25 protein-coding genes are annotated in these 25,357 nt (G+C 38.1%); 6 read left to right on the top strand and 19 right to left on the bottom strand.

The window, feature by feature from the left end; all coding sequences use genetic code 11:
• Nucleotides 1–7: 7 nt before the first annotated feature.
• The 4 genes from I8T81_RS08290 to I8T81_RS08275 form a co-directional block, all read right to left on the bottom strand.
• Nucleotides 8–679 carry a 3-oxoacid CoA-transferase subunit A gene (locus tag I8T81_RS08290; protein WP_198072559.1) on the bottom strand — a complete coding sequence of 224 codons (672 nt, stop codon included), beginning with the start codon at nt 677–679 and terminating at the stop codon, nt 8–10.
• A 344-nt stretch (nt 680–1,023) separates the two neighbouring features.
• Entirely contained in the window at nt 1,024–1,740 is a 717-nt protein-coding gene (gene ispD / locus I8T81_RS08285; protein WP_198072558.1) for a 2-C-methyl-D-erythritol 4-phosphate cytidylyltransferase, read from the bottom strand.
• Nucleotides 1,706–2,095 carry a cell division protein FtsB gene (gene ftsB / locus I8T81_RS08280; RefSeq protein WP_004701341.1) on the bottom strand — a complete coding sequence of 130 codons (390 nt, stop codon included), beginning with the start codon at nt 2,093–2,095 and terminating at the stop codon, nt 1,706–1,708. Before ftsB ends, ispD begins: the two co-directional genes overlap by 35 nt.
• A 231-nt stretch (nt 2,096–2,326) precedes the next feature.
• Nucleotides 2,327–3,055, bottom strand: a complete 729-nt coding sequence (locus I8T81_RS08275; protein ID WP_019458791.1) for a sulfite exporter TauE/SafE family protein — start codon at nt 3,053–3,055, stop codon at nt 2,327–2,329.
• Nucleotides 3,056–3,266: 211 nt separating this feature from the next.
• Here I8T81_RS08275 and I8T81_RS08270 point away from each other — a divergent pair, with 211 nt between their 5' ends.
• Nucleotides 3,267–3,944: a DUF421 domain-containing protein gene (locus tag I8T81_RS08270; protein WP_198072557.1), complete on the top strand. Its 678-nt coding sequence runs from the start codon at nt 3,267–3,269 to the stop codon at nt 3,942–3,944.
• A 97-nt stretch (nt 3,945–4,041) separates the two neighbouring features.
• Here I8T81_RS08270 and eno read toward each other — a convergent pair whose 3' ends face one another.
• From eno to I8T81_RS08255, 3 genes are read right to left on the bottom strand one after another with little or no spacing between them, the layout of a single operon-like run.
• Nucleotides 4,042–5,331, bottom strand: coding sequence for a phosphopyruvate hydratase (gene eno, locus I8T81_RS08265; RefSeq protein ID WP_004701335.1), 1,290 nt, complete (start codon nt 5,329–5,331; stop codon nt 4,042–4,044).
• 45 nt (nt 5,332–5,376) lie between these two features.
• Nucleotides 5,377–6,234 carry a 3-deoxy-8-phosphooctulonate synthase gene (kdsA, locus tag I8T81_RS08260; RefSeq protein ID WP_004701333.1) on the bottom strand — a complete coding sequence of 286 codons (858 nt, stop codon included), beginning with the start codon at nt 6,232–6,234 and terminating at the stop codon, nt 5,377–5,379.
• A gap of 29 nt (nt 6,235–6,263) precedes the next feature.
• A complete protein-coding gene (locus I8T81_RS08255) occupies nt 6,264–7,901 on the bottom strand; it encodes a CTP synthase (protein WP_004701331.1) in 1,638 nt (545 codons plus the stop codon).
• Nucleotides 7,902–8,124: 223 nt separating this feature from the next.
• On the opposite strand from I8T81_RS08255, the gene I8T81_RS08250 reads away from it, so the two are divergent.
• The gene (locus tag I8T81_RS08250) at nt 8,125–8,613 is read left to right on the top strand and encodes a prolipoprotein diacylglyceryl transferase (RefSeq protein ID WP_004701329.1); all 489 of its coding nucleotides are present in this window, start codon (nt 8,125–8,127) and stop codon (nt 8,611–8,613) included.
• A gap of 232 nt (nt 8,614–8,845) precedes the next feature.
• Nucleotides 8,846–9,691, top strand: a complete 846-nt coding sequence (locus I8T81_RS08245) for a metal-dependent hydrolase (RefSeq protein WP_198072556.1) — start codon at nt 8,846–8,848, stop codon at nt 9,689–9,691.
• A gap of 54 nt (nt 9,692–9,745) precedes the next feature.
• Here I8T81_RS08245 and I8T81_RS08240 read toward each other — a convergent pair whose 3' ends face one another.
• The 4 genes from I8T81_RS08240 to I8T81_RS08225 form a co-directional block, all read right to left on the bottom strand.
• Nucleotides 9,746–10,840 (bottom strand): YheT family hydrolase, encoded by a 1,095-nt coding sequence (locus I8T81_RS08240; protein ID WP_077166051.1) that lies wholly within the window; start codon nt 10,838–10,840, stop codon nt 9,746–9,748.
• Nucleotides 10,841–10,859: 19 nt separating this feature from the next.
• On the bottom strand, nt 10,860–11,576 hold the full coding sequence (locus tag I8T81_RS08235; protein WP_077166052.1) for an SGNH/GDSL hydrolase family protein: 717 nt from the start codon (nt 11,574–11,576) through the stop codon (nt 10,860–10,862).
• A 38-nt stretch (nt 11,577–11,614) separates the two neighbouring features.
• A complete protein-coding gene (locus I8T81_RS08230; RefSeq protein ID WP_100290111.1) occupies nt 11,615–12,022 on the bottom strand; it encodes a nuclear transport factor 2 family protein in 408 nt (135 codons plus the stop codon).
• 69 nt (nt 12,023–12,091) lie between these two features.
• A complete protein-coding gene (locus tag I8T81_RS08225) occupies nt 12,092–14,116 on the bottom strand; it encodes an NADPH-dependent 2,4-dienoyl-CoA reductase (RefSeq protein WP_019458783.1) in 2,025 nt (674 codons plus the stop codon).
• 135 nt (nt 14,117–14,251) lie between these two features.
• Between I8T81_RS08225 and I8T81_RS08220 the strand changes: the two genes are divergently transcribed.
• A complete protein-coding gene (locus tag I8T81_RS08220) occupies nt 14,252–14,812 on the top strand; it encodes a PadR family transcriptional regulator (protein WP_004701316.1) in 561 nt (186 codons plus the stop codon).
• Between the two features lie 2 nt (nt 14,813–14,814).
• Nucleotides 14,815–15,732, top strand: coding sequence for an alpha/beta fold hydrolase (locus I8T81_RS08215; RefSeq protein WP_198072555.1), 918 nt, complete (start codon nt 14,815–14,817; stop codon nt 15,730–15,732).
• Nucleotides 15,733–15,778: 46 nt separating this feature from the next.
• On the opposite strand, the gene I8T81_RS08210 is transcribed toward I8T81_RS08215, so the two are convergent.
• The 6 genes from I8T81_RS08210 to argC form a co-directional block, all read right to left on the bottom strand.
• Entirely contained in the window at nt 15,779–16,834 is a 1,056-nt protein-coding gene (locus I8T81_RS08210) for a 3-deoxy-7-phosphoheptulonate synthase (protein ID WP_191011730.1), read from the bottom strand.
• Nucleotides 16,835–17,259: 425 nt separating this feature from the next.
• Nucleotides 17,260–17,622 carry a YnfA family protein gene (locus I8T81_RS08205; RefSeq protein ID WP_004701312.1) on the bottom strand — a complete coding sequence of 121 codons (363 nt, stop codon included), beginning with the start codon at nt 17,620–17,622 and terminating at the stop codon, nt 17,260–17,262.
• A 3-nt stretch (nt 17,623–17,625) separates the two neighbouring features.
• Entirely contained in the window at nt 17,626–19,902 is a 2,277-nt protein-coding gene (gene clpA / locus I8T81_RS08200) for an ATP-dependent Clp protease ATP-binding subunit ClpA (RefSeq protein WP_004701310.1), read from the bottom strand.
• A gap of 9 nt (nt 19,903–19,911) precedes the next feature.
• A complete protein-coding gene (clpS, locus tag I8T81_RS08195) occupies nt 19,912–20,325 on the bottom strand; it encodes an ATP-dependent Clp protease adapter ClpS (RefSeq protein ID WP_001260033.1) in 414 nt (137 codons plus the stop codon).
• Between the two features lie 9 nt (nt 20,326–20,334).
• On the bottom strand, nt 20,335–21,093 hold the full coding sequence (locus tag I8T81_RS08190) for a DUF6776 family protein (protein ID WP_077163309.1): 759 nt from the start codon (nt 21,091–21,093) through the stop codon (nt 20,335–20,337).
• 75 nt (nt 21,094–21,168) lie between these two features.
• Nucleotides 21,169–22,224: an N-acetyl-gamma-glutamyl-phosphate reductase gene (gene argC / locus I8T81_RS08185; protein WP_134263042.1), complete on the bottom strand. Its 1,056-nt coding sequence runs from the start codon at nt 22,222–22,224 to the stop codon at nt 21,169–21,171.
• Between the two features lie 183 nt (nt 22,225–22,407).
• On the opposite strand from argC, the gene I8T81_RS08180 reads away from it, so the two are divergent.
• On the top strand, nt 22,408–23,925 hold the full coding sequence (locus tag I8T81_RS08180) for a hypothetical protein (RefSeq protein WP_077163311.1): 1,518 nt from the start codon (nt 22,408–22,410) through the stop codon (nt 23,923–23,925).
• Here I8T81_RS08180 and I8T81_RS08175 read toward each other — a convergent pair.
• Nucleotides 23,922–24,602 (bottom strand): YgjP family zinc-dependent metalloprotease, encoded by a 681-nt coding sequence (locus I8T81_RS08175; RefSeq protein WP_077163312.1) that lies wholly within the window; start codon nt 24,600–24,602, stop codon nt 23,922–23,924. The two genes, I8T81_RS08180 and I8T81_RS08175, sit on opposite strands and share 4 nt — an antisense overlap.
• Nucleotides 24,602–25,273 carry a ribose-5-phosphate isomerase RpiA gene (gene rpiA, locus I8T81_RS08170; RefSeq protein WP_004791976.1) on the bottom strand — a complete coding sequence of 224 codons (672 nt, stop codon included), beginning with the start codon at nt 25,271–25,273 and terminating at the stop codon, nt 24,602–24,604. Before rpiA ends, I8T81_RS08175 begins: the two co-directional genes overlap by 1 nt.
• Between the last annotated feature and the right edge of the window lie 84 nt (nt 25,274–25,357).

Genomic DNA, 25,357 nt, shown 5'->3' with positions numbered 1-25,357 from the left:
TTATTGCTTATTGTGCGGGTTGTACTTGTACAACATGCTGTACAAAAATACCTGGGGTGATGATGTGCTCTGGATCTAGGTGGCCTAGCTCAACCACTTCGGAAACCTGAACAATCGTGACATCAGCAGCCATGGCCATAATCGGGCCAAAGTTACGTGCAGATTTACGGTAAACCAGATTGCCCCAGCGATCGCCTTTGTATGCTTTAATCAAGGCAAAGTCAGCTTTAATCGGATATTCGAGTACATAATCTTTACCATCGATCTGACGGGTTTCTTTACCTTCAGCCAAAAGAGTTCCAAAACCTGTTGGGGTAAACACAGCACCTAAACCCATACCAGCAGCTTGAATACGACACGCCAGATTACCTTGTGGAACCACTTCAAGTTCGACCTTTCCGGCACGGTACAGTTCATCAAATACATAAGAGTCTGACTGACGAGGGAAAGAACAAATCACTTTTTTAACTGAACCAGCTTTAAGCAGTTTCGCCAGACCATAATCGCCATTACCGGCGTTATTGCTGACAATGGTTAAATCTTTAATACCCAATTCAATAAGACCGTCAATGAGTTCAGCGGGTTGTCCAGCGGTACCAAAACCACCAATCAGAATGGTTGCACCATCTTTAATTTGCGATAGAACCTCGCTTAGTGAGGACTTACTTTTGTCAATCATTAGACAACTCCATTGTGCTCATTGAAGAAGAGAAAGGTAAGAGAATAGGCACACTGGGGTAATAAGATAGATAAATATTTCACTCAATCCCGAGTGTTTCCCTTAGATTTCCCTTTTGATTATTTTTGATAATTTTCAGATTTTGATCTAGTAAGCTACATACACTTTTGTTCGATTTAGGATTTTTTTGTTCGACTATCGAACATTATCTAATTAAATTACATAATGATGTTATCTACTTCCTCTATAAAAAAATATAAATTATTTTGAATAGATGTGTAGAAATGAAACGTATACTTAGGCTATTTTAAAATAAAATAGCCTGCTATTAAGTATATAAAATATTAAGATTGTGATTGCAGAATCAAACGCGCAAGTTCTAAATCATCGGGATAAGTAATTTTTATATTATCAGCCCGTCCCATAACTACATGTACGCTCTCCCCCATAAACTCAAGCGCGCTTGCCTCATCAGTAATAGTCAAATTATTAATTAGCGCTTGTTCAATCGCCTTTTTAAGTGTCCCAATTTTTGCAATTTGAGGAGTTTGAGCCTGCCACAACAACTCTCGATTTACGGTTTTGTTAATCTGCTGTTCTTTATCTACAAGCTTCAACGTATCGCGCACAGGAATTGCCAAAATAGCACTTTGATTTGAACTTATCGCATGCAAAACAAGAGCATTTAAGCAATCAAGGGTTACACAAGGTCGTGCAGCATCGTGTACCAACACCCAATCATCTTCATCTGTAATTTGTGACAGATAATTTAGCGCATTTAAAACCGAATAGACTCGCTCAGCACCACCATTACAAAAATGTGCCTTATGCTTTTCGCTAAAAGCTAAAGTAGAAGCAAGAGTATCCTGCGCACCAATTGCTAAGACATAGCCAGCTAATGGAAGCTCAGCTAAACGCTTAACAGTATGCTCTAACACTGTCGCATCTTGAATGTATTGATATTGCTTTAATTCAGTTTTGGAAAAACGACTTCCTGAACCAGCAGCAGGAATAACTGCCCATAGTTTAGTCTGGGATATCTGGTGATGGAGGTGTCTCATTAGTTTCCAAATCTACTTTAGCGTTCGGGTCAATATAAATAGGTTTATAATTAGTACTGATCGTACTCATTTGAACAAATGTTTCGTGAGGCTTAACCAAACCAAGATCCAGACGAGCATGTTCTTCTATCGCTTCCGTACCATTTTTTAGGTCGAAAACCTCAGCTGCCAAAATACGGTTTCGCTCTTTAAGCTCATCATTTACTTCAGCTTGTTGTTGAATTTGCTGCATAAGTGCTTGATGAGGAAAATAACCACCCTCACCTAACCAGAACTGATATTGCAATATAGCTACTAAAACAATAACCAGTAGCAAAATAAGTTTGCTTGAAGTGGATCGAAATACTTCTAACATAGCATTAAGAGCTTTAATTAAAAACTTTATTAAGTTTTTGTATTGTATGACAATTTACAAGCGACATGCAACATTCCTGCAACATTCCTGCAAAACTATGAATGGCCATATTACTTTAAATTGACCATTGTGACATGTTTCATTTTGTCAAAATTAAACTCAATTGGAAAGGAAAATAATGTTTATAAACACAACTGTTTATAAATCAATCTATGCATATAAAAGTTAATGTTAAGAATGATTAAAAACTGCCAATATCATCGAAAAACCAGCAACCACCAACATACAATCTAGCAATAAATCAAAAGTTTTCTCAGACATCTTTATTACAAAAGTTTTACCAATATAATTGCCAATAATTAGAGAAAAACCAACAGCAACTCCCGCAATTAAAATATTTTGTTTTAAAACGCCTAGTGCACCAAAAGTTAAGCTTTTTGTTACGTAGATACCAAATGAAGCGGCAGCCTCTGTTGCCAAGAGAGCCCCCTTCGTTAAACCGAAACCATTAAAAACTGGGAGTAATAAGGGGCCTGTCGAAAAAACAACACCTGTGATATAGCCCAGCACTCCCCCAGCAATGACCATTTGCCATGAACTAAATTTAAAACTATGACGTTTGGCGTAATGTCTAATTGGTATTAAACAGAAGAAAAATACACCTATACATAAGTTGGATAACATGGGTGACATCACCCATAATGTATTGGCTCCTAGTATCGTTGCTGGTATGCCCAAACTTGTAAACAAAAGAAATGCTCTAATATTCAACTCTTTACGCCACATTATCACACGTGAAATGTTCCCCATAATTGCAGCAATTGCCATAATAGGTACAGCAAGTTTGGCCCCAAAAATATAAGCAAGAATTGGTAATAAAATAATTGATGATCCAGTTCCAACCACTCCACTAATCAGCCCTGAAAGAACTCCAATAAAAGCAAGTGCCACATAGATCATAGGCCAAACCAAAATAATTATTCTTAAGAGACTACAATAATCTATGTTTTAAAATCGCACTACGAATTTCATTTATTTTTAATTAATACACGATCACACATCTTTTGCACTTTTAACCAATAACCACTTAAAAACTATAGTTTTTTGATTTTTATTTTGCTATGAATTTTAAATCTACCCTATCTGTAAAATTTTAAAAAGCGAGATAAAGATGGATCTTTCTAATATTTTTATAGGTGATACCACATGGGGCTTTGCTTTAGAAATTCTAATAAGATGCACTGTCATGTTCATTATTATCATTAGCTTTTTAAGACTATCTGGTAAACGTGGTATTCGACAACTCTCTTTATTCGAACTGGCTATCATTTTATGTTTAGGATCTGCAGCTGGTGACCCTATGTTTACTAAAGACGTTCCAATTGCACACGCTTTAGTGGTTTTTGTTGCAATCCTCTTTTTATATCGCCTTATCACTTGGGGTATGGTAAAGCACAAAAAAATTGAAACATTGTTAGAAGGAAGAGCTCTTTGCGTCGTCAAAGATGGTCTTTTGGTCTACAAAGATTTTCAGAAACAAACATATTCTCACGATGAATTTTTCTCAGAAATGCGGCAACAGAATGTAGAACATTTAGGTCAAGTCAGAACAGCCTTACTTGAATCCGATGGGATTTTGAGTTTGCTTTATTATGAGGATGAAGACGTTAAATGGGGTCTTCCTTTATTCCCAGATGCCTATCTTAAAGCTGATGTACTTAAAATTAATACTTTTTATTCTTGTATGAAATGTGGCGAGACTAAGGTTTTAAATAAACTCGATCAACAATGTTCTCGTTGTCATCATCATAGTTGGGTTGAATCTTTAAAAACTCGGCGTTTAGGATAAATAAAAAAGTGCTATTTCTAAGAAGTAGAAATAGCACTTTTATTTTAAATATTAATTTTTCATCAATATTTAAATAAGCAAAGCATTATTCAAAAGATTAGTTTAAACCTTTGAACTCAGCTTTACCGCGGTAAGCCGCTTTAGTCATTTCTTCAATACGAAGCAATTGGTTATATTTAGCAACACGGTCAGAACGGCAAAGTGAACCAGTTTTGATTTGACCAGCTGCAGTACCTACTGCCAAATCAGCAATAGTTGAATCTTCTGTTTCACCAGAACGGTGAGAAATAACAGTTGAGTAACCATTTGCTTTAGCAAGGTAGATTGCATCTAAAGTTTCAGTCAATGTACCAATCTGGTTGTATTTGATAAGAATCGAGTTACCAACTTTCTCATCAATACCACGTTGTAAAATCTTAGGATTAGTTACGAATAAATCGTCACCAACCAATTGGATTTTATCGCCAAGGATTGAAGTTAAGTAGCTCCAACCTTCCCAATCAGATTCATCTAAACCATCTTCGATTGAAATAATCGGATATTGATTTACAAGACCAGCTAAGTAGTCTGCAAATTGATGACTTGTAAATGCACGGTTGCCTTCACCTTCTAAAACGTATTGACCGTTTTTGTAGAATTCTGAAGATGCACAGTCAAGTGCAAGCATCATATCTGAACCAGCTTTATAACCAGTTTGTTCAATTGCTTGAAGAATTACAGTAATTGCTTCTTCGTTTGAACGAAGGTTAGGCGCAAAACCACCTTCATCACCCACAGCAGTATTCAAACCTTGTTTCTTTAAAACTGATTTTAAAGAATGGAATACTTCAGCACCGGCACGTAAAGCTTCAGCAAATGAAGTAAAACCTACAGGCTCAATCATAAACTCTTGAATATCAACAGTGTTGTCTGCATGCTCACCACCGTTCAAGATGTTCATCATCGGTACAGGCATTGTCAAAATTGTTTGACCACGAAGATCTGCGATATATTGGAAAAGAGGAAGTTTCTTTTCTTCAGCAGCAGCACGTGCAGCAGCCAATGACACAGCCAAAGTTGCGTTAGCACCTAATTTTTCTTTGTTTTCAGTGCCATCAAGCGCGATCATTGTGTTATCAATGTCTTTTTGCTCAAAAACTGATTTACCCAACAAAGCATCACGAATCAACGTATTAACGTTATTAACTGCTGTACGAACGCCTTTACCTAAGTAACGTGATTTATCACCGTCACGCAGTTCTAAAGCTTCACGAGAACCAGTTGAAGCACCAGACGGTGCACATGCACGACCAACAACGCCAGATTCTAAAATTACGTCTGCTTCGATGGTTGGGTTACCACGAGAGTCCAAAATTTCACGTGCACGAATGTCAACGATTTGGCTCATGAACAATTCCTCTGTTGAATGAATAACGAGATGCAGATTACTGCATCAATGGGTGTCTAACTTTTTGAATCCTTTAACTAAAGTATCCAATTCTTTTATTTGCGCCAAGAATGGCTCAAGTTGTGACATACGTAATGCACAAGGTCCATCGCATTTTGCATGTTCTGGATCTGGATGAGCTTCCAAGAATAGCCCAGCCAAGCCAGTTGCCATTCCAGCACGTGCTAAAGTTGTAATTTGAGCACGACGACCACCTGCCGAATCAGCACGACCACCAGGGGTTTGCAACGCATGTGTCACATCAAAGAAAACTGGCACATTCATTTCTTTCATGATGTCAAAGCCAAGCATATCTACAACAAGATTGTTATAACCAAATGCTGAACCACGTTCACAAAGAATGAGTTTGTCATTTCCTGCTTCTAAACATTTGTGCAGAATATGACGCATTTCATGAGGTGCTAAAAACTGAGCTTTCTTAATATTAATGATGGCTTGTGTTTTTGCCATCGCTTCAACAAGATCAGTCTGACGACTTAAGAAAGCAGGTAACTGAATAATATCGGCTACTTCTGCAACTGGTGCAGCTTGATATGGCTCATGCACATCAGTAATGATTGGAACATTAAAATGCTTTTTAATATCACCTAACCATTCAATACCTTTTTCAAGTCCAGGGCCACGGAATGAATGTAGACTAGAACGATTTGCCTTATCGAAACTCGCTTTAAAAACATAAGGAATTTCTAAACGTTTGCAAATATCTACATACGTTTCTGCAATTTCAAAAGCTAAATCTTTTGATTCAAGTACGTTCATTCCGCCAAATAATACAAATGGCAAATGATTTGCCATTTGTATATCGCCTAAACGTACAACTTCTTGTGGTTTTAATTGTGACATTTAAACTTTCCCAGTTTATTTAAATCGCATTATTTACTTTTTTGATGCTGAGTTTTCGCAGCGTCAATAAAACTAGCAAATAATGGATGTCCATCACGTGGTGAACTTGTAAATTCCGGGTGGAATTGTACAGCAATAAACCAAGGATGTTCAGGAATTTCTACAGTTTCAACCAAATGTTGTGCTGAAGAATAACCAGAAATTTTCATACCAGCTTTTTCAATCGACTCGATGAAACGGTTATTCATTTCATAACGGTGACGATGACGTTCAGTGATCTCAGCTTTTCCGTAGACTTCACGTGTTTTTGTGCCTTCAACCAATTCTGATTTTTGTGCACCTAAACGCATTGTTCCGCCCAAATCAGATTCGAGACTACGTTGTTGTAATTCACCACGCTCATCCAACCACTCAGTAATTAAACCAATAAGTGGATATTTTGTAGAGCGGTTAAATTCTGTAGAAGAAGCTTCTGGCATACCTGCAACATGGCGAGCATATTCAATAACTGCCAATTGCATGCCTAAACAAATTCCTAAGAAAGGAATACGATTTTCACGAGCGTACTGAATAGCTTTCATTTTGCCTTCAGTACCACGTTCACCAAAACCACCCGGAACTAAAATTGCATCAGCTGTACTTAAAATAGATACATCTTGACTCTCAAGCTCTTCAGCATTGACGTAATCAATTTGTACTTTTACGCGATTCTTAATACCAGCATGTAATAATGCTTCATTTACAGACTTATAAGCATCTGGTAATTCAACATATTTACCAACCATAGCTACACGTAAAGTGTATTCAGGGTTCAATAATGCTTCGACTACATTGTCCCAATCTTCTAGATTTGCTTCTGGAAGATCATTAAATCCAAAACGTTCACAGATCAAGTCATCAACGTTTTGTTCATAGAATGTACGTGGAATTTGATAAATTGTTTTCGCATCTTTACATACCACTACAGCACGCGCTTCGACGTTAGTGAACAATGCAATTTTGCGTTTAGTATCAACATCTACATCATATTCAGTACGGCAGATCAGAATATCTGGCTGAATACCAATTGAAAGTAACTCTTTTACAGAGTGCTGAGTTGGTTTAGTTTTTAACTCTGCCGCCGATTTAATATATGGCAACAAGGTTAAATGCATAAGCATGGTGCGTTTATGACCAAGCTCAACCATTAACTGACGAACCGACTCCATGAACGGTAATGATTCGATATCACCTACGGTGCCACCAATTTCTACAATAGCAACATCATAGCCTTCGCCTGCGCGAAGAACACGTTCTTTAATATTATCGGTAATATGAGGAATAACCTGAACTGTACCACCCAAGTAATCACCACGACGCTCTTTATTTAAAACGTCTTGATATACGCGACCACTCGTAAAGTTGTTTAGCTTGGTCATTTTAGCGCGACGTAAGAAACGTTCGTAATAACCCAGATCGAGGTCGGTTTCTGCACCATCTTCGGTAACAAAAACTTCACCATGCTGGAATGGGCTCATTGTCCCTGGATCGACATTAATATAAGGATCCATTTTAACCATTGTGACTTTCAAGCCACGAGCTTCCAAAAGTGCAGCAACAGAAGCAGCAGAAATACCTTTACCTAGTGATGAAACCACACCACCAGTGACAAAAATAAAATGGGTCATTAAGTTTCTCATACAATCAAGCCGAAATCGGCCTACAATGTTTGGCAATTTTACTGTACTCTGCCCCTATAAAGCAAAGTCAAACCGCATCAATTCAAAGAACAATAAACAACTGGTTATTCTAGCAGCATTTTTAATAAAAAATTAGCTCAATCTCACATGATTTTTTCATTGCTATTTACTGTTATAATGCCAATTCCTCAATTAAATGTTGTTTAGGGCAATGGCAAATAAAAAACTTTTAATCTGTGCTGCAATTGCGGCTGGACTATTGTTAACCGCATGCGTTAAAAAAGAGACACCTAAAGAAGAAGAGCAAGACAAGGTTGAAACTGCTGTTTCAGAACCTCAACCAGCGAAACCTGCAAAATTTGAGTCTTTAGAGAGTGTGGATACTCATCAAGAAGCTCAAGTTGAAGCACAACCACAAGTTGAAGTTCATCGTGAAGAAACAAACAACACTACAACTGAAATTCGCCGTGAAACTCGTCCTGCACATTCTGATGAATCTTCACAGACACAAGTTGCTGAACAACCTAAATCTGAGACACCAAAAGTAGAACCTAAACCAGAAAAGAAAACTGAGGCTAAAGCAGAACCTAAAGCTGAAAAAGCTCAGTCAAAACCAGCTAAAGCAACTGAATCTGCTAAGACAGAAGATGATGCAGTGGCTGCTGCAATTGCCGCTGCAACACCAGCGCTTAAGAACTAAGCGTGTGTCGGATAATGCCCAAATTAATTTTTTGATTTGGGCATTTATATAATATTCATAATAAAAATAAATTTAATTTCTTTGCTTTTATCTTCAAAACTTCTCTGCCTATCATTTCGGGACAATCTAGTTTCATCCATTCAAAAATCATTGACTCCAACTCTATCTACTTATACTTTTTATCTACAAGTTCCCTTTTAGAACCTGTATATAAAAAGATTGGAGCAAGAAAATGAAAACAGCTTTAAACCGTGTACCCGCCTCTTTTCCAGTACGTCGCATGGACTACAATTTTGACAATATTCCACGTTATTGGTGCAATCACGAGCCCTCACTCACCCATTATTTCACAGGTCTTTCTACTTTGTTTCCCGAAGGAGAATCATACTTTGTTAGATCTGTTCGCGCTTTACGTGCTAAGGCAAAAGAAAATGAAACTTTAGACAGAGAGATTGGTGCCTTCATTGGCCAAGAAGCAATGCATTCTAAGGAGCATCATGCTTTTCATGTTAGTGCACAGCAGCATGGTTTAAATCCTGAGTCTCTAGAAAAAGCAACAGGGCTTATTATTAAAGGTATTGAAAAAGTTTTTAGCAAAAAATGGAATTTACTTGTAACGGTTGGTTTAGAGCACTACACCGCAGTACTTGTAGTTAGCATGATGCAGTCAGTAAATGAGCTTATGACTGACACAACTATTCGTAACTTATGGCTATGGCACAGCGTAGAAGAAACCGAACACAAAGCTGTTGCATTCGACTTATATCAGCATTTATATGGCAACGGATTAAGTGCTTATATTCCACGTATTTCAGTATTTACTTTTAGTTTAATCTTGATTACCGCTTTTTCGACCATTTACCAAATTGTTTTAATGAAACGCGACAAACAACTGACTAATTTTAAAACTTGGCGCAACTTTTTTGGTTTTGCAAGCACACAATATAAAGCTTTAATTCCAAAGTTTCTTGAATATTATCGTTTTAACTTTCACCCCAACCAGACAGATGAGAAAGCTCTGGTTGCTGCTACCAAAGTAAAACTTGGAATAAATGATAGATCACTACTTTTATCTTAAAAAGTAAAAAATAAAGCCCAAAGTCTGGGCTTTATTTACGCATCTGATGATTGTCTATTTATTACGTTCAATTAAAAAATAATCAGACATGAGACGTGCTGCCCATGAAGTGCTACGCCACCCTTCATAAAATGCACAATGACTCCCTTTTTTAGTTGTCACTACAGCTACAGTACTCATTTGTTGAATTGGCTCTTTATATGGCTCCAAATTTTTAATTGAACAAACTGGGTCATCTTCAGCATTCAGAATCACTAATGGAATTTTAATATTCTCAAAAACATAAATCGGGTTAATAGATTTACAGTAAGTTTCGTAATCTTGAAAACCAGCCATTTCGAAGTATTCTTTTTCAAATTCTTCTAAATTGGTAGTCGATAAAACTTTTTCTAAAGATGCAATTTTGCTCCACGTATTTTGATACGGATAAATAAAATACTTAAAGAGCTTTTTGGTCATCATTTTACTGTAAAAAGGATGAACATTTTTAAAACCAATTTCCGTGTTATAACCTGGACACATCGCAAAGGCAGCTTTAAAAGGCGTATCTTCACCTTGCTCACCCAAATAGCGAACAAGCAAGCCTGTACCTGCCGATGAACCTACCGCATATAAATCTGATGCGGGAAATAAGCTTTGAATATGGTCAAGCTGTTCTTTTAAATCACGAGTTGAACCAAAAAGAGAAATTTGTGGCACAGGCATTGGTAAACCTGCGTGACCACGGCGAAGGCATAATGCAATTCGCCAGCCTGTATATTGATTTAAATCGCGTACCAACTCACGCATACTCTCAGGAGTACCTGTAATGGTATGCATGATTACAACCGTTGGTGTATCTGCTGGTAAATTATAGCCATACCAAGCAATTGCGGTAATACCGCCATCACTCATCGTAAGTTGATCAATCCGGTCATATTCCAATTTTATTGATTGTTTTCTAATAAGATCGAAATAGAGTAAATGAACATGATTATTCGTCAACCAAGGTGTAGGACGATATTTCTGCTTGAGTTGAGGAAGCTTCTCCAACACATCTTTTATTTGCCCTTGAGGATCATAATAAACTTTTGGATGCTCCGCCCCTAATACTAAATCGAACAACTCTGAACCGAAATCTTTAATTTTACTAAAAACAGATATGCCCATATCCAATGACTACCTATGACTATGAGTGAAATGATTGCCGCACTAAAGCTGCAATCTGCCTTCCCCAAATTTCGTAAACTTCCTTACTAGGATGAAAACCATCACTTGCCATTGTCAAATTCATCGCTTGAAAAGTTTCAATATCATATTGAAGAAATTTAAACTGGCTCTGTGGTGCTAACCATTGCTGTAATTTTTGATTCATTTGCTCTGCATATTGCCCAAATAACCAAGCCAATGGATTGGGTAAAGCTGGGAAATGTTGCATTGGAGGCACTCCAGAAACAATGATCAGTTTTGGTTGAAAACGTTTCTGAATATGCTCAAATAATTGTTTTTGTTGTTGGATCCATGATTTGGCAGAAGTCAACTTAGTAACATCATTTACACCAATAGATGTCACAATTACATCATACTTTCGCTCTTCTAAATGCTGTAAAGCATGAAAAACTTGTCGGGTCGTATCACCAGTTTTGGCATGAAGTTTCCACTGGAGGAAAAATTCATTTTGCAGTTCTTGAATAATAGCACCAGACAAAGCATCTTTTTGTGTTTCTACACCCACGCCAGCTGCTGCAGAATCTCCCAAAATAAGCAGAGATAAAGGCTTGCCTTGACCAATGCCACCTTCTCGCTCACCTTTAGGCTCTAATAAACGTGGAGTATTCTTTCGGACTTTATTGCCTTGCACAAATAATATGGGTAATAAAAGCAATGTTGAAAGTTTTAACCACATTTAATATACCTCAAAAAACTTAGGCTATTTAATAAAAACTATTGAGGTTTGAACTGAGTAATTCTTGCACCCATTTGCTCAGCCAATGCAGCTAAACCACTCATTGGACGAATCATTACTTCAAAGTCAATAATTTTACCGTGCTCATTAAAACGGATCATATCAATCCCTTTCAATGATTTGTCACCTACATTCGCACTAAACTCAAGCACTACATTTTCGCCATCTTCTGTGTAGAATTCTCTGTGATAGGTAAAGTTTTCAAATACCTGAATCACGTTAGTAAGAATAAAGAAAACAACTTGTCTTCCCTCATAAGGTTTATAAGCAACCGGTGAACGGAAAACGATATCATCTGCGAGCAAATCATTTAAGTTCGATAAGTCGTTTGATTGAATCATGTGGTGCCATTTTTCTAATGACTGTTTCGTTGTTTCAAGTGTCATTTTTCTTTTCCTTCAAATTGGTTTTAGTAGTGAGCATTCTCTTATTTAAGACAATGCTCACTTAACTTATTAAAGAACCGCTGCTAGTTCAGCACCTTGACGAATAGCACGCTTAGCATCCAACTCACCTGCTTCTTTAGCACCACCAATCAAATGAACATTCTTACCATCTGCTTTTAATTGGTCATACATCGCCGTAAATGATTCTTGGCCCGCGCAAATTACGACATTATCAACTTCAAGCACTGTTTGTTTTCCATCAACAGTAATATAAAGACCTTGATCATCGACTTTGTCGTACTGTACACCCGCCAACATTTTCACATTTCTGTTCTTAAGCCCTGTACGATGAATCCAACCAGTTGTTTTACCTAGTCCCGCACCTACTGAAGAAGCTTTACGCTGTAACAAATAGATTTCTCGTTCAGAAGCTTCAACTTTCGGCTGCTTTAAACCACCAACATGCTCATAGTGAGTATCAATACCCCATTCTTCATAGAACTTTTCAGGATTTAAACTGCCACTTTCACCTTCATGTGTTAGGTACTCAGCTGTATCAAAACCAATACCCCCTGCCCCAATAATGGCAACACGTTGACCTACTGGTACACGCTCTTTAAGTACTTGTAAGTAGCTCAACACTTTTGGATGATCAATACCTTCAAATTGTAATTGACGAGGTGTTACACCAGTTGCAACTACAATTTCATCGAAGCCCGATTGGCTCAACTCTTCATAAGTCGCTTTATGATTTAATACAAGTTCAATATTTGGACGTAGTTCAATTTGACGATTAAAATAACGTAATGTTTCGTAGAACTCTTCTTTACCCGGTACAGTTTTTGCGATATTAAACTGACCACCAATTTGATGGCTTGCTTCAAAAATTTTAACTTGGTGTCCGCGATCTGCCGCATATACAGCAAAACTTAAACCTGCTGGTCCTGCACCAATGACAGCGATATTCTTCTGATTTTGTGCTTCTTTAAAAATCAGTTCTGTTTCATAACATGCGCGAGGGTTAACTAAACATGTTGCGATTTTCATAGAGAAAATATGATCAAGACAGGCTTGGTTACAGCCAATACAGGTATTGATTTCATCACTACGACCTTCACTTGCTTTTAAAACAAACTCAGGATCTGCAAGCATTGGACGTGCCATTGAAACCATATCAGCATGACCCGATGCTAGTACATGCTCAGCCATTTCAGGTGTATTAATACGGTTTGAGGTAATTAATGGAACTGAAACTTCGCCTTTTAATTTTTCGGTGACCCAAGTAAATGCAGCTCTTGGTACTTTTGTGGCAATTGTTGGAATACGGGCTTCATGCCAGCCAATGCCTGTATTAATAATGGTAGCGCCTGCTTTTTCAATCGCTTTAGCAAGCTGAATAACTTCTTCTAAAGTAGAGCCACCTTCAACCAAATCGAGCATTGATAAACGATAAATAATAATAAAGTTTTCACCGACTATTTCACGTGTGCGTTTTACGATCTCGATAGGAAAACGAATGCGGTTTTCATAGCTACCACCCCATTCATCGTCACGATGGTTTGTTCTTGCTGCTATAAACTCATTAATTAAATAACCTTCAGAGCCCATAATTTCAACGCCATCATAACCGGCATATTGCGCAAGTTTCGCACAGTTTGCAAAGTCATCAATGGTTTGTTGAACCTCAGCAGAAGTCATTGCTTTAGGTTTAATTGGGTTAATTGGTGCTTGAATTGCCGAAGGTGCAACAATTTCTGGCTGATAAGAATATCGGCCTGTATGTAATATTTGTAATGCAATTTTTCCACCAGCAGCATGGACGGCTTCGGTAATGACTTTATGTTTTTCAGCTTCTTCTGTGCTATCTAACTTAGAAGCATGAGCAAAAGTTAAACCTGCCTGATTGGGTGCAATACCGCCAGTAACAATGAGTCCAACATCCCCTTTAGCACGCTCTGCATAAAAAGCTGCCATACGTTCGTAACCACCTGGCGCCTCTTCTAGACCAACGTGCATAGATCCCATCAATACGCGATTTTTTAATGTCGTAAAACCTAAATCTAATGGTTTTAATAAATGTGGATATAACGACATAACAACTCCTTGGCTTGCTAATATGCTTGCTTAATGCAACTTGTTGCACAAATTTATAATCAAATTTTGACTTTTATGCAACATGTTGCATAATCTTATGAGTCACACTTTACTTTTGCTTACAAACGGATTGCCATGTCACTTCCCCATGTTTTACTAACCAGCTTACTAGAACGTCCAAGCACTGGCTTTGAACTTGCTCGCCGTTTTGACCGTTCTATGGGCTTTTTTTGGAATGCCACACATCAGCAAATTTATCGTGAACTCAACAACATGCTTAAAAAAGGCTGGGTCTCTACTTTAGAAAATGAGATGGATAGTGGCCGAAAAAAAACTTATCAGGTCGAACAACTTGGGCGTATAGAACTGGCTTCATGGATGACACAGCAAAGTGAACCTGCACAGCTTAGAGATGACTTAATGGTAAGATTGCGTGCAGAAGCACAATTGAGCAATAATCAAATATTGCCCGAACTATTGCGACATCTTGGTTTACACAAAGAAAAGCTTAAGCTTTATCAAAGTATTTATGATAAAGATTTTAAAGACAACGATGACTTGAATAATCGAGTGCTATATATCCACAAAATGATCTTGGAACTCGGTATTACCATGGAAACTGAATGGATCAAATGGTTAGAACAAGTCATTCCTCAATTAAAACTTTTTGCTCAAGATAACGTATCTGGAGAATAAACATGCCTTATTACACCATGCCCGATCAGGAAAGTTTATTTGTACGCCGTGTTGGTCGTGGTGAACCGGTATTAGTATTATCTGGATTGGGTATGCAGAGTTGGCAATGGCTACCTTTTATCTATGCAAATCGTAAAGAATACGAGTTTATTATTCCTGACTGGCGTGGTTTTGGCGGTTCAAAAAATTGTGCCATTCCCGAGCAAGATGCCATTTCTAGTCATTGGCAAGATGTCGCCCATTTAATTGAGCAATTAAAACTTGATAACTTTATTTTAATGGGCTACTCAATGGGCGCTACCACAGCAATGCATGGTATGAAGCATGCTCATCTGGCGCAGCAATTAAAAGCCTATTTACATATTGATCAAACGCCTAAAATATCAGTAGATTCAACGTGGCAATATGGTTTATTTGGTCCGCTACATGTTCAATTTAAACAACTACTCAATGATATTTATCAATTATTAGCAAAACACAAAAATGCTAAATACCTTTATGAATTATCGCTTCCAGACCGTCAGGAACTTGTACGATTATGGGTAGATTTTATTGAATTGCAAAGCAACAATCCATTTAGTCCATTTGTTTTTAAAACGGCTTTAAAACAACCTTTTTTACAGAAGTATCTATTACCCATTCAACGTTTAGACTACTTATTTTGGTATGTCGAAAATTATCTTTTTCACAATGAAGATTATCGTGAGGCGCTTCAACAATTACAGTGCCCTACTACTTTCTTTATTGGTCGTAATTCGACACTTTACCCAGAAACTGGTCAAACACTGATTGCACACAGTGTTGAAAATGCAAAAGCAATTTATTTCGAGCGCTCAGGTCACACGCCATTATTAACCGAACCGAAAAAGTTCGGTCATGAAATCACCACTTTTTTATCCGAACTAAAACATGCTTCTTAAAAAAAGGGATCTGCTAAACAGATCCCTTTTTTAAATCTATAAAATATTAAGCTGAATGAGCTAACTCATTTACCTTTAATTGTTCAGCAACGCTTAACAAAAGCTGCTCCGTTTTATCCCAGCCTAAACAACCATCTGTCACTGACTGCCCATAAGTCATTTCACATGAAATTTTCTGATTACCATCAACTAAATGGCTTTCAATCATGACACCCTTTACTTGCGTTTTTAAGCGCTCAGCAACGATTTGCTGTAAAACCTCTGGTTGATGTAAAGGATCTTTACCACTGTTGCCATGACTACAGTCAATGACTAATGCAGGAAGATTTTGTTTATGTTTTTCACGTATTGCCTGAATTGAAGCTAAATCATAATTAGGGCCATGATTCGCTCCACGCAAAATTAAGTGTGGCAATGGGTTACCAGCACTCTGAATGACCGAAGGTAAACCTTGCTGATTCATACCTAAAAATTGATGCTCATTTTGTGCCGACTGAATAGCATCTAAAGCAATTTGAATTGAGCCATCTGTACCATTCTTGAAACCAATGCTATATGGCATGTGACTTGAGATTTCACGGTGAATTTGAGATTCGCTGGTACGAGCACCAATTGCACCCCAAGCCAACAAATCATCAAAATAGCCTGTTGCCATTGGGCTTAGAATTTCGCTCGCAATCGGCAAACCCTTTTCAATAATTTGTAAATAAAGCTCACGTGATTTTTCTAAACCTAATTGTAGATTAGATGATCCATCAAGATTTGGATCATACATATAACCCTTCCAACCCACAGTTGTACGCGGCTTTTCAATATAAGCACGCATCACGATGAATATTTGATCTTTAACTTTTTCTTGTAATTTTTGCAGTTTTTCTGCGTATTCAAGAACCGCAACTGGGTCATGAATTGAACATGGTCCAGTAATAACCATGAGGCGCTGATCTTTACCAGCAAGAATATTTTGAATAATTTGGCGGTGTTCTGCAATTTGACGTGCGAAGGTCTGCACAAGCGGATATTTAGCTTTTAACTGGACAGGTAAACTAACTGGTGTTTCTTTTGTATTACTTTGAGTTAGTAGAGTATTTAAAGCATTCATTGGTCTTTTCCTTTGGACTGAAACCAAATCAGTCCGATCATTTATTTAAGCGTTTTGGATCTATTCGTTGGCAAAGGTAGGCAAAAGTAAAACCAATAAAAGTTGCTAAAGTATGAATAAGTCATGTTGTTCATTTTGAGTTCCTCGATTTGAAAAAGATAAAGCATAAAAAAACCTGATCGGGGTTGCCGATCAGGTATTAACTGTGATGGGCAACTTTCGTGCCCGAATACGCTCAGGCAACTATCTAAATTGCCAGAAATAAAAGTAAGCGTTAGAATTCACAGATTGATTTAACATCTTTATCTCAAATATTAAAAATGTTCCTTAAATCTAAAATACGCATTGTTGATGAGTTTGACAAGTGTTTTTTGCGAAAATATTTCTTACTTTTTCACTTAAAACTTAACTGACCACTTTCATTTTTAGCGGATTAATCCTTGCGGCTGTAAAATAATCAAACTGGCACCACAAAGTACAATCAACCCTCCTAAAATATCCCATCTCGTTAAAGCAACCTGATCGACAAAACGTAGCCACATCAGCGCGGTAAAAATATAAATACCACCATAGGCCGCATAAATTCGTCCAGAGGCTGCTGGATGTAATGTAAGTAACCAAACAAAGACAGCTAAACTTAAGACTGTCGGCAACCACAACCAAGCGGACTTCCCTTCTTTTAGAATAAGATAAGGAAAGTAACACCCTAAAATCTCAGCGATGGCAGTAATAATAAATAACCCGAACACACTGAGTATTCGGGTTATAGAAAGACTATCAATTAACATAAATTAAGCTGGTTCTGCCGTATGGTGATCTTCAAAAACTTCAAGTTTAAGACCAACTGCTTTGCCATCTTCTTTCTTCACTGATACCGCCACATTACCGCCATGATCTGCAAGTTCACCAAACAGAATCATTTCAGCTAATGGTTTCTTCAAGTGTTCTTGAATGAGACGTTGCATTGGGCGAGCACCCATTAAACGATCATAACCATTGGTTGCCAACCAGTCACGCGCACTTTGATCTACATCTAGAACCACACGCTTTTCATCTAACTGTGCTTGTAATTCTGTTAAGAATTTATCAACTACAGATTCAATCACTGTGGTTGGTAAAGCTTTAAACTGAATAACACTGTCTAAACGGTTACGGAACTCTGGTGAGAATGCACGCTTCATTGCATCTTGGTTATCTAAGCTATGATCTTGCTCTGTAAATCCAATGCTTGCACGTGAAATACTTTCTGCACCAATGTTTGTGGTCAATACAATAATGACATTTCTGAAGTCAGATTTACGGCCATTATTGTCTGTCAAAGCACCATGGTCCATGATTTGCAACAACAGATTAAACACATCAGGATGTGCTTTCTCAATTTCATCAAGCAACAAGACACAATGCGGATTTTTATGGATCGCATCTGTGAGCAAACCACCTTGGTCATAACCTACATAACCCGGAGGAGCACCAATTAAACGAGAAACAGCATGACGCTCCATATACTCTGACATATCGAAACGAACAAGCTCAACGCCTAAAAGTTTTGCTAATTGCTTCGTAACCTCAGTTTTACCAACACCGGTTGGACCAGCAAATACAAAGCTACCCACAGGCTTGTCTGGTGATTTCAAACCAGCACGTGACAACTTGATTGCAGAAGCCAATGCAGTAATTGCCTCATCTTGACCAAATACAACACGTTTTAGGTCACGCTCAAGATTTTCAAGTACTGATTTATCATCTTTAGACACTGTCTTAGGTGGAATACGCGCAATTTTAGAAACGATGTCTTCAATATTTTCAACAGTAATTAAGCTGTCTTCACTTTCTGCTTTCAAGCGACGCTGAGCACCTGCTTCATCAATGACATCAATTGCTTTATCTGGCAAGAAACGATCATTAATAAATTTCGCAGAAAGCTCAACCGCAGAAACCAAAGCTTTGTCGTCATACTGTACGTGGTGGAAATCTTCAAACTTGGTTTTCAAGCCACGTAAAATATCGATAGTTTCAGAAATGCTTGGTTCATTTACGTCAATTTTTTGGAAACGACGAGATAACGCATGATCCTTTTCAAATACCTGACGATATTCTTGGAAAGTCGTTGAACCAATGCAACGTAAAGTACCATTTGCCAAAGCTGGTTTAATGAGATTCGATGCATCCATAGTGCTGCCCATACTTGAGCCTGCACCAATAATCATATGAATTTCATCAATGAATAAAATCGCGTTTGGATTTTTCTTCAAAGCATTCAGCAATTGTTTTAAACGTTTTTCAAAATCACCACGGTATTTTGTACCTGCTACCAATGCGCCAATGTCGAGACTATAGACTTCTGCATTGCTCAATGGTTTTGGTGCTTTACCATTTACGATGAGCCAAGCAAGGCCTTCTGCAATTGAAGTTTTACCCACACCTGGATCACCCACTAGCAATGGGTTGTTTTTACGACGGCGGCAAAGAATTTGCGCTGTACGCTCAATTTCTTTTTCACGGCCAATAAGTGGGTCTGTTTTTCCTTTTTGCGCTTCAACATTTAAATTGAGCGTATAAAGTTCCAATGGCCCTGCATTGCCTGAATTGCTTTCACCCTCAATGTCTTCAACTTCTTCTTCAACTTGAACTTCGTCTTTACGCGTCCCATGAGACAAGTATTGAGTCAAAGTCAAACGATTAATTTGATGACGTTTAAGTAAATAAACAGCAAAAGAATCACGCTCTGAGTACATTGCGACCAAAACATCCGCACCTTCAACAGTACGATCACCACCACTCGATTGAACGTGGAAAATTGCACGTTGCAAAATGCGGTCGAAACTTTCAGTTGGATGTGGAGCTTGCTCGCTATTTTCGCCAAGCTTAGGAGTATGTTGTTCTACATATTCTTCTAATTCTTTACGTAAAGAAACAATATCAGCTCCGCATGCTTTTAATGCATTCACAGCCGAATCGTTATCGAGTAAGGCTAATAGTAAGTGTTCAACTGTAAGAAACTCATGTCTCTTTTGACGAGCCATGCTAACAGCCAAACGTAATGATACTTCTAATTGACGACTGAGCATGTGACCCCCTTATGCTTTAGGCTCAATCTGGCAAAGTAATGGATGACCTTGCGATCGAGCGTAATTATTAACAAGGTTTGCCTTGGTTTCCGCGATGTCTCTTGGATATACCCCGGCAGTACCTTTACCTTCATAGTGTACTGTTAGCATTACTTGAGTTGCTTGGTCAAGATTCATTGCAAAGTATTGTTGTAAAATTTCAATTACAAAGTCCATTGGTGTGTAATCGTCGTTCAATAATACTACTGCATATAAGGGCGGACGCTTGAGTTCGGGAGGTGCTGTTTGAACAACAACCTCTCCATCATGATCTTCGTTTTGCGAATCACTTAAGCGTGGATTGAAGTGCCAATCGACATAGCCAGACTGCTGAAAAGAAGCCTTAATATCTTTTAAATTTGTTTGACGCTTATTTGTTCGCATATGATGTTACTATTGTGAATTTGCTTCAGCTTGAGGAATTTCTGCAACAAAAGCAGAAGGTGTTTCGACAGGTGCACCACGCTGCCAACTAAAACGCTTAATCACAGGTGTATCAGAACCACCCGTTAAACGCACTTCAATAAACTGAGGTGTGAAACCCTTAGGCATGGTCCAACGGCCTGTTAAACGCTCAAAATCAGTGAAGTTAAAGTTCTTATCTTCAAGCGGTACAACCAAAACTTCTGTATCTTTAATCAGTCTAATCTCTACTGAGCCAGAAGCACGGCGTTTACTTGGACTCACTTGTACCAGATCAAGCTGATATTCATAAGCATTTTCTGGTAATGGCTTAATTGCCAAATTTTGAATCGTTAAGCTTAAACCGCCGCGTTGTCTTAAAATTTCTCGGTAGATATTACTCATACCTTCTTGTTGTGTTTTATCAGCATTTGCTTGATTCAGTGCTGTAAACAGATCATTCGCATTTGTAACAGCAACATCACGCTCTTGTACAGCAGCGTTCAAGCTTTTATTGACTGCATCTAACGCTGTTTTTTGCTTTTGCACTACTTCAACCAATTGCTCTGCATCTGCATCGTAACCTACAACAGTTAAACCTTGACGGTGTCCAATTGTATAGCCGAGCGCAAAACAACCACTTACTAAAATAGCGGCACCAATAAACAAAGGTTTATTAGTGTTTAAAAATTTTTTCTTTTGCAACGAACTTTCTACAGAAGTCGTCTGTTCCGAGTTTTGCATCGTCATCTCAGTGTTTAAGATCAGAGTCAAGACACACATTTAAATCGAAATTTAAATGTGTGTGAAGCAAAAAAGAGTTTTTTATGGTAATAAACCAATCCCTTGTAAGCCTTCGTCTTCATTAAAACCAAACATAAGGTTCATATTTTGTACAGCTTGACCAGATGCACCTTTTACAAGGTTATCTTGCGCCGCCAAAATAATGAGTTTATTTGGTTGTGGTTTATACAAAGCAATACGCAACTCGTTTGCTCCACGCACACTACGTGTTTCAGGTGAGCTGTTTGTAGGCATAACATCTACAAATTTTTCATTTGCATAGAAGTTTTCATACAAAGCTTGTAAGTCTGTTTGCTTACCTGTCTCTGTCAAGTCCACGTAAATTGTACTCAACATACCACGAATCATTGGCACCAAATGCGGTACAAATAATAGACCATCAAACCCACCTTTCTGTCCCGCAATATTTTCTAATGCTTCAACAATCTCTGGATGATGGCGATGACCTGCAACACCATAGGCTTTAAAGTTATCGGCATTCTCGCTATAAATCATGCCTAAGCTCGCTTTACGGCCAGCACCTGAAACCCCTGATTTAGCATCAATAATAATGTTTTTAGTTTCAATCAATGCTTGTGCAGATTTTAAAAGTGGAGCCAAACCTAATTGAACAGTTGTTGGATAACAACCTGGATTACCAATGACTTGAGCTTGTTTAATTTTTTCACGATTTAACTCAGTTAAACCATAAACAGAATCTTTTAGTACATCTGGGCACGCATGTTCCATGCCATACCATTTTTCAAACTGTTCAAGATTTTGCAGGCGAAAGTCCGCTGCCAAATCAATAACTTTGGTCCCTGCTTCGATCAAATCTTTTGCATGTTGCATCGCAACACCATGTGGGGTCGCAAAGAATACAACATCACATTCTTTTAATGCATCAATGTTTAAATCTGAAAATTGAAGATCTGTATGCCCACGTAAGTTTGGGAACATATCAGCAACTGGTTTGCCTGCTTCTGTACGTGAAGTCAGAACTCGAACCTGCGCTTTTGGATGTCGTAATAAAATACGTAATAGTTCAACGCCTGTATAACCAGTTCCACCAACAATTCCGACAGAAATCACGTGCATTACCTCAAATATTGAATCTATACTTGCGGTAGTATGACAGGATGTCCAGGCTTACAAAACCATTTCATGCTTGGTAATTTTAATTTTTTTATTTTTTAGCGTTAATTACACAGCACTTGCTGGTCTGTCAGAACCAAACAAATATCAGTAAATAAATACCAGATTCATTTTTGGAGAGCTAGGATGCTTGATCAATCAAAAGAAACAAAGTTGCGCACTTATCTCGGCCTTAGTACTTTAATTTTAAGCGCAGCCCTTGTGGGGTGTGGTGGTGGCAGTAGTAGTAGTTCATCTAGTACAACGACGCCTACTGTGCCAACTCCTGAAGTTACGACAGATTTCACACTTAAAACCCCTGTCGAAATGCGTAATGTTCAACTTAAGGTCTATGACAATACCGATAATAGTATTTTGATTGATACCCAAGTTGCGAGTTTAACAAGTTATAATATTAAACTTCCAAGTACTAAATTGAACCGTCTCTATCGAGTTGAAGTCATAACTCAGGCTTCATCTCAAGTATTTGACCCGATTAATTCTAAATATCAAAGTATTTCTGGTGTTTATCACGCTTTTATTACGCCAAGCTCAATCAGTAATAAAACTCAACTGATTAGTCCAACTTCAGAAGCAATTTATCAACGTGCTGTAATCCGATCAGGGCAACTCCCGCAAGAAACTATAAATCCGACCCTGATTGAAGTATCTCATGCTGACTTGGCTTCTCAAGATGTTTACACAGCGCTTATTAGTGCATTTAAAGATGCAGCTATACCAAGCTTGAGCCCAGCTAGCCCTCTGACTGTTCTAAATTTATTACAGTATTCAATAAAGCAACCCAGTACTTATGTGGACAGCTATCTTAGCTTTGGATATTTACAATATTGGAATACGATCCACGGTAATTTGAATGCTTATCAAGAACTTACAAATAGCCTTGCAACCGATTTAAAAGATGGATATTTAGATGGCAAAAAACTTATTGGTGATAATACAACCATGACACCTATTTTTAGCCCTTCACCAGATAATATTGATCCTGTAAAAAATACACTTTTGGACATTGCAGCTAATCAAAAAGCAACTCGTGATTATTTTGCTACTAATTTAAAAGCTGCCACATTGCAATTGGCAGATTCACAAAGTCAGTCCAGTTTAGACCAAACAGGATATGCTCTTTTGCAGAAAAAACTCTATTCTGGGGTTGTGCCTTCTGGAAATACGACTGACTTTTTCCGTATAGATGGTGCGGGTGATTATCGACGTGCTGTTGGTTTTAGTGGTATTACGGCGACTTGTAATGGTTCGGCTTATCCATGTAAACAAGGTTTGACCAGCATCAATATAGCTGACCCTAAACTACCTGCCACAGACTATTTAGTCGGTCACTATGAAAACAGCGCATCAGGCTGCCAACTTAATTTCCGTGCAAATGGACAAATTGAGTTAATTCAAGGTTCTCAGATTTATCGTTCTGCATTGAGTGCTGATAGTACAGACAACTTACTGCAAACAGATGCTGCAAGTTATAGTTACTTACTTAACTCAAGCTCATCTGAACCAAACAATTCAACGCAGCAATATAATTTTATACAATTACACATTAAAACTAATAAAATCGTTAGCGCACAAGCTGGCCTTGATAGCCGCAAAGCACCAGATGTATTACAAACAAAACAATTGGAATGTAGCTTTAGCTAAGCTGTTATATACCACCAAGCAGGCAATGGATTGGCTTTTAATTGTCTGCGGTTCTGCATATAGTTGGGGTCGAACTTTGCAACTTCGGCCCAAAATGCAGGGCTATGATCGAAGTGTTTAGTGTGTGCTAACTCATGAATACAAACATAACGGGTAATTGGGGCTGGCATAAGAACCAGGCCTGCATGCAACATAATATTATGTTGACTACTACAACTTCCCCAACGTGTTTTAGGACGTCGAATTGCACATTCGGCATAACTCAGCCGAGTTTTTTGGCTAAGCTCTGACAAAAGAAGTGGCAACTCTTGTTTGGCATAAGCAATCACGGCATTTTGTAAAGCTTGATAAGGTTGTTGGTCTTTAATGAATAAATAATTATTTTCCCAATCAAATTGAAAAATACGATGTTGCTTTTGTACAACAACTTGAAAAGGCTGTTCTCTATTGAAAAAAGAAATCTCTGAAGGAATCTCAAAGGATGCTGATTGAACGTGTTGCTGTTTACTCCACGTCTCGATCAACCATTGTTCAGACTGCGCCAAAAACTGCTGAATTTGCTTCTTGCTACAAAATAGCGGGACAGTCAGTCGTATAGAGGCAGGCTCAACACGTAAGCGCAATTTTCTTGCCCTTACGTGACGAACAATTTTAATTTCCGGCATTTCCACAGACATTACTGTGCAGTACGCTCTTCAATACCATTATTTGTCGCAACAATTGCAATAGTTGCAGGGTTTAACGCAAAAATACCATTAGTCACAACACCTGGGATATTATTGATGGTCTTTTCCAAATCAATTGCATTTAAGATATTCAAATTAAATACATCTAAAATAACGTTGCCATTATCTGTCACCACACCTTCGCGGTAAACTGGATCACCACCTAAGCTGACCAATTTACGAGCTACAGCAGAGCGCGCCATTGGAATTACTTCTACTGGTAATGGGAAATCACGACCAAGTTGATCAACCCATTTCGAATCATCAACAATACATACAAATTTTTTAGCAATTGAAGCTACAATTTTTTCACGAGTTAATGCTGCGCCGCCGCCTTTGATCATATGCATATGACGATCAATTTCATCTGCACCATCCACATAGGCATCTAAGCCACCTACATGGTTCATATCAACCACTTCGATACCTAATTTTTTAAGACGATCTGCTGTTGCTTGCGAACTTGCTACCGCTGCTTCTAACTGTAATTCAGGCAATAAATCAATTAGAAAATTTACAGTACTACCGGTTCCTACCCCTAAAATGCCACCTTTGGGTAAGTGTTTTAAAGCAGCTTTCGCAGCAGCTTGTTTCTTTTCATCTTGGGTTGCATATAGGCTCATTACATCACTCAACTATTTTTTGACATTTATGCGCCAATAATCGGCGCAAATGCACAAGGGTTTGCTACAATAATTTCCTATTTT

This window comes from Acinetobacter seifertii (assembly GCF_016064815.1).
Taxonomy (GTDB): Bacteria; Pseudomonadota; Gammaproteobacteria; order Pseudomonadales; family Moraxellaceae; genus Acinetobacter; species Acinetobacter seifertii.
The sequence above is the reverse complement of the archived record's forward strand: the minus strand, read 5'-3'. Positions and strand labels throughout refer to the sequence as shown.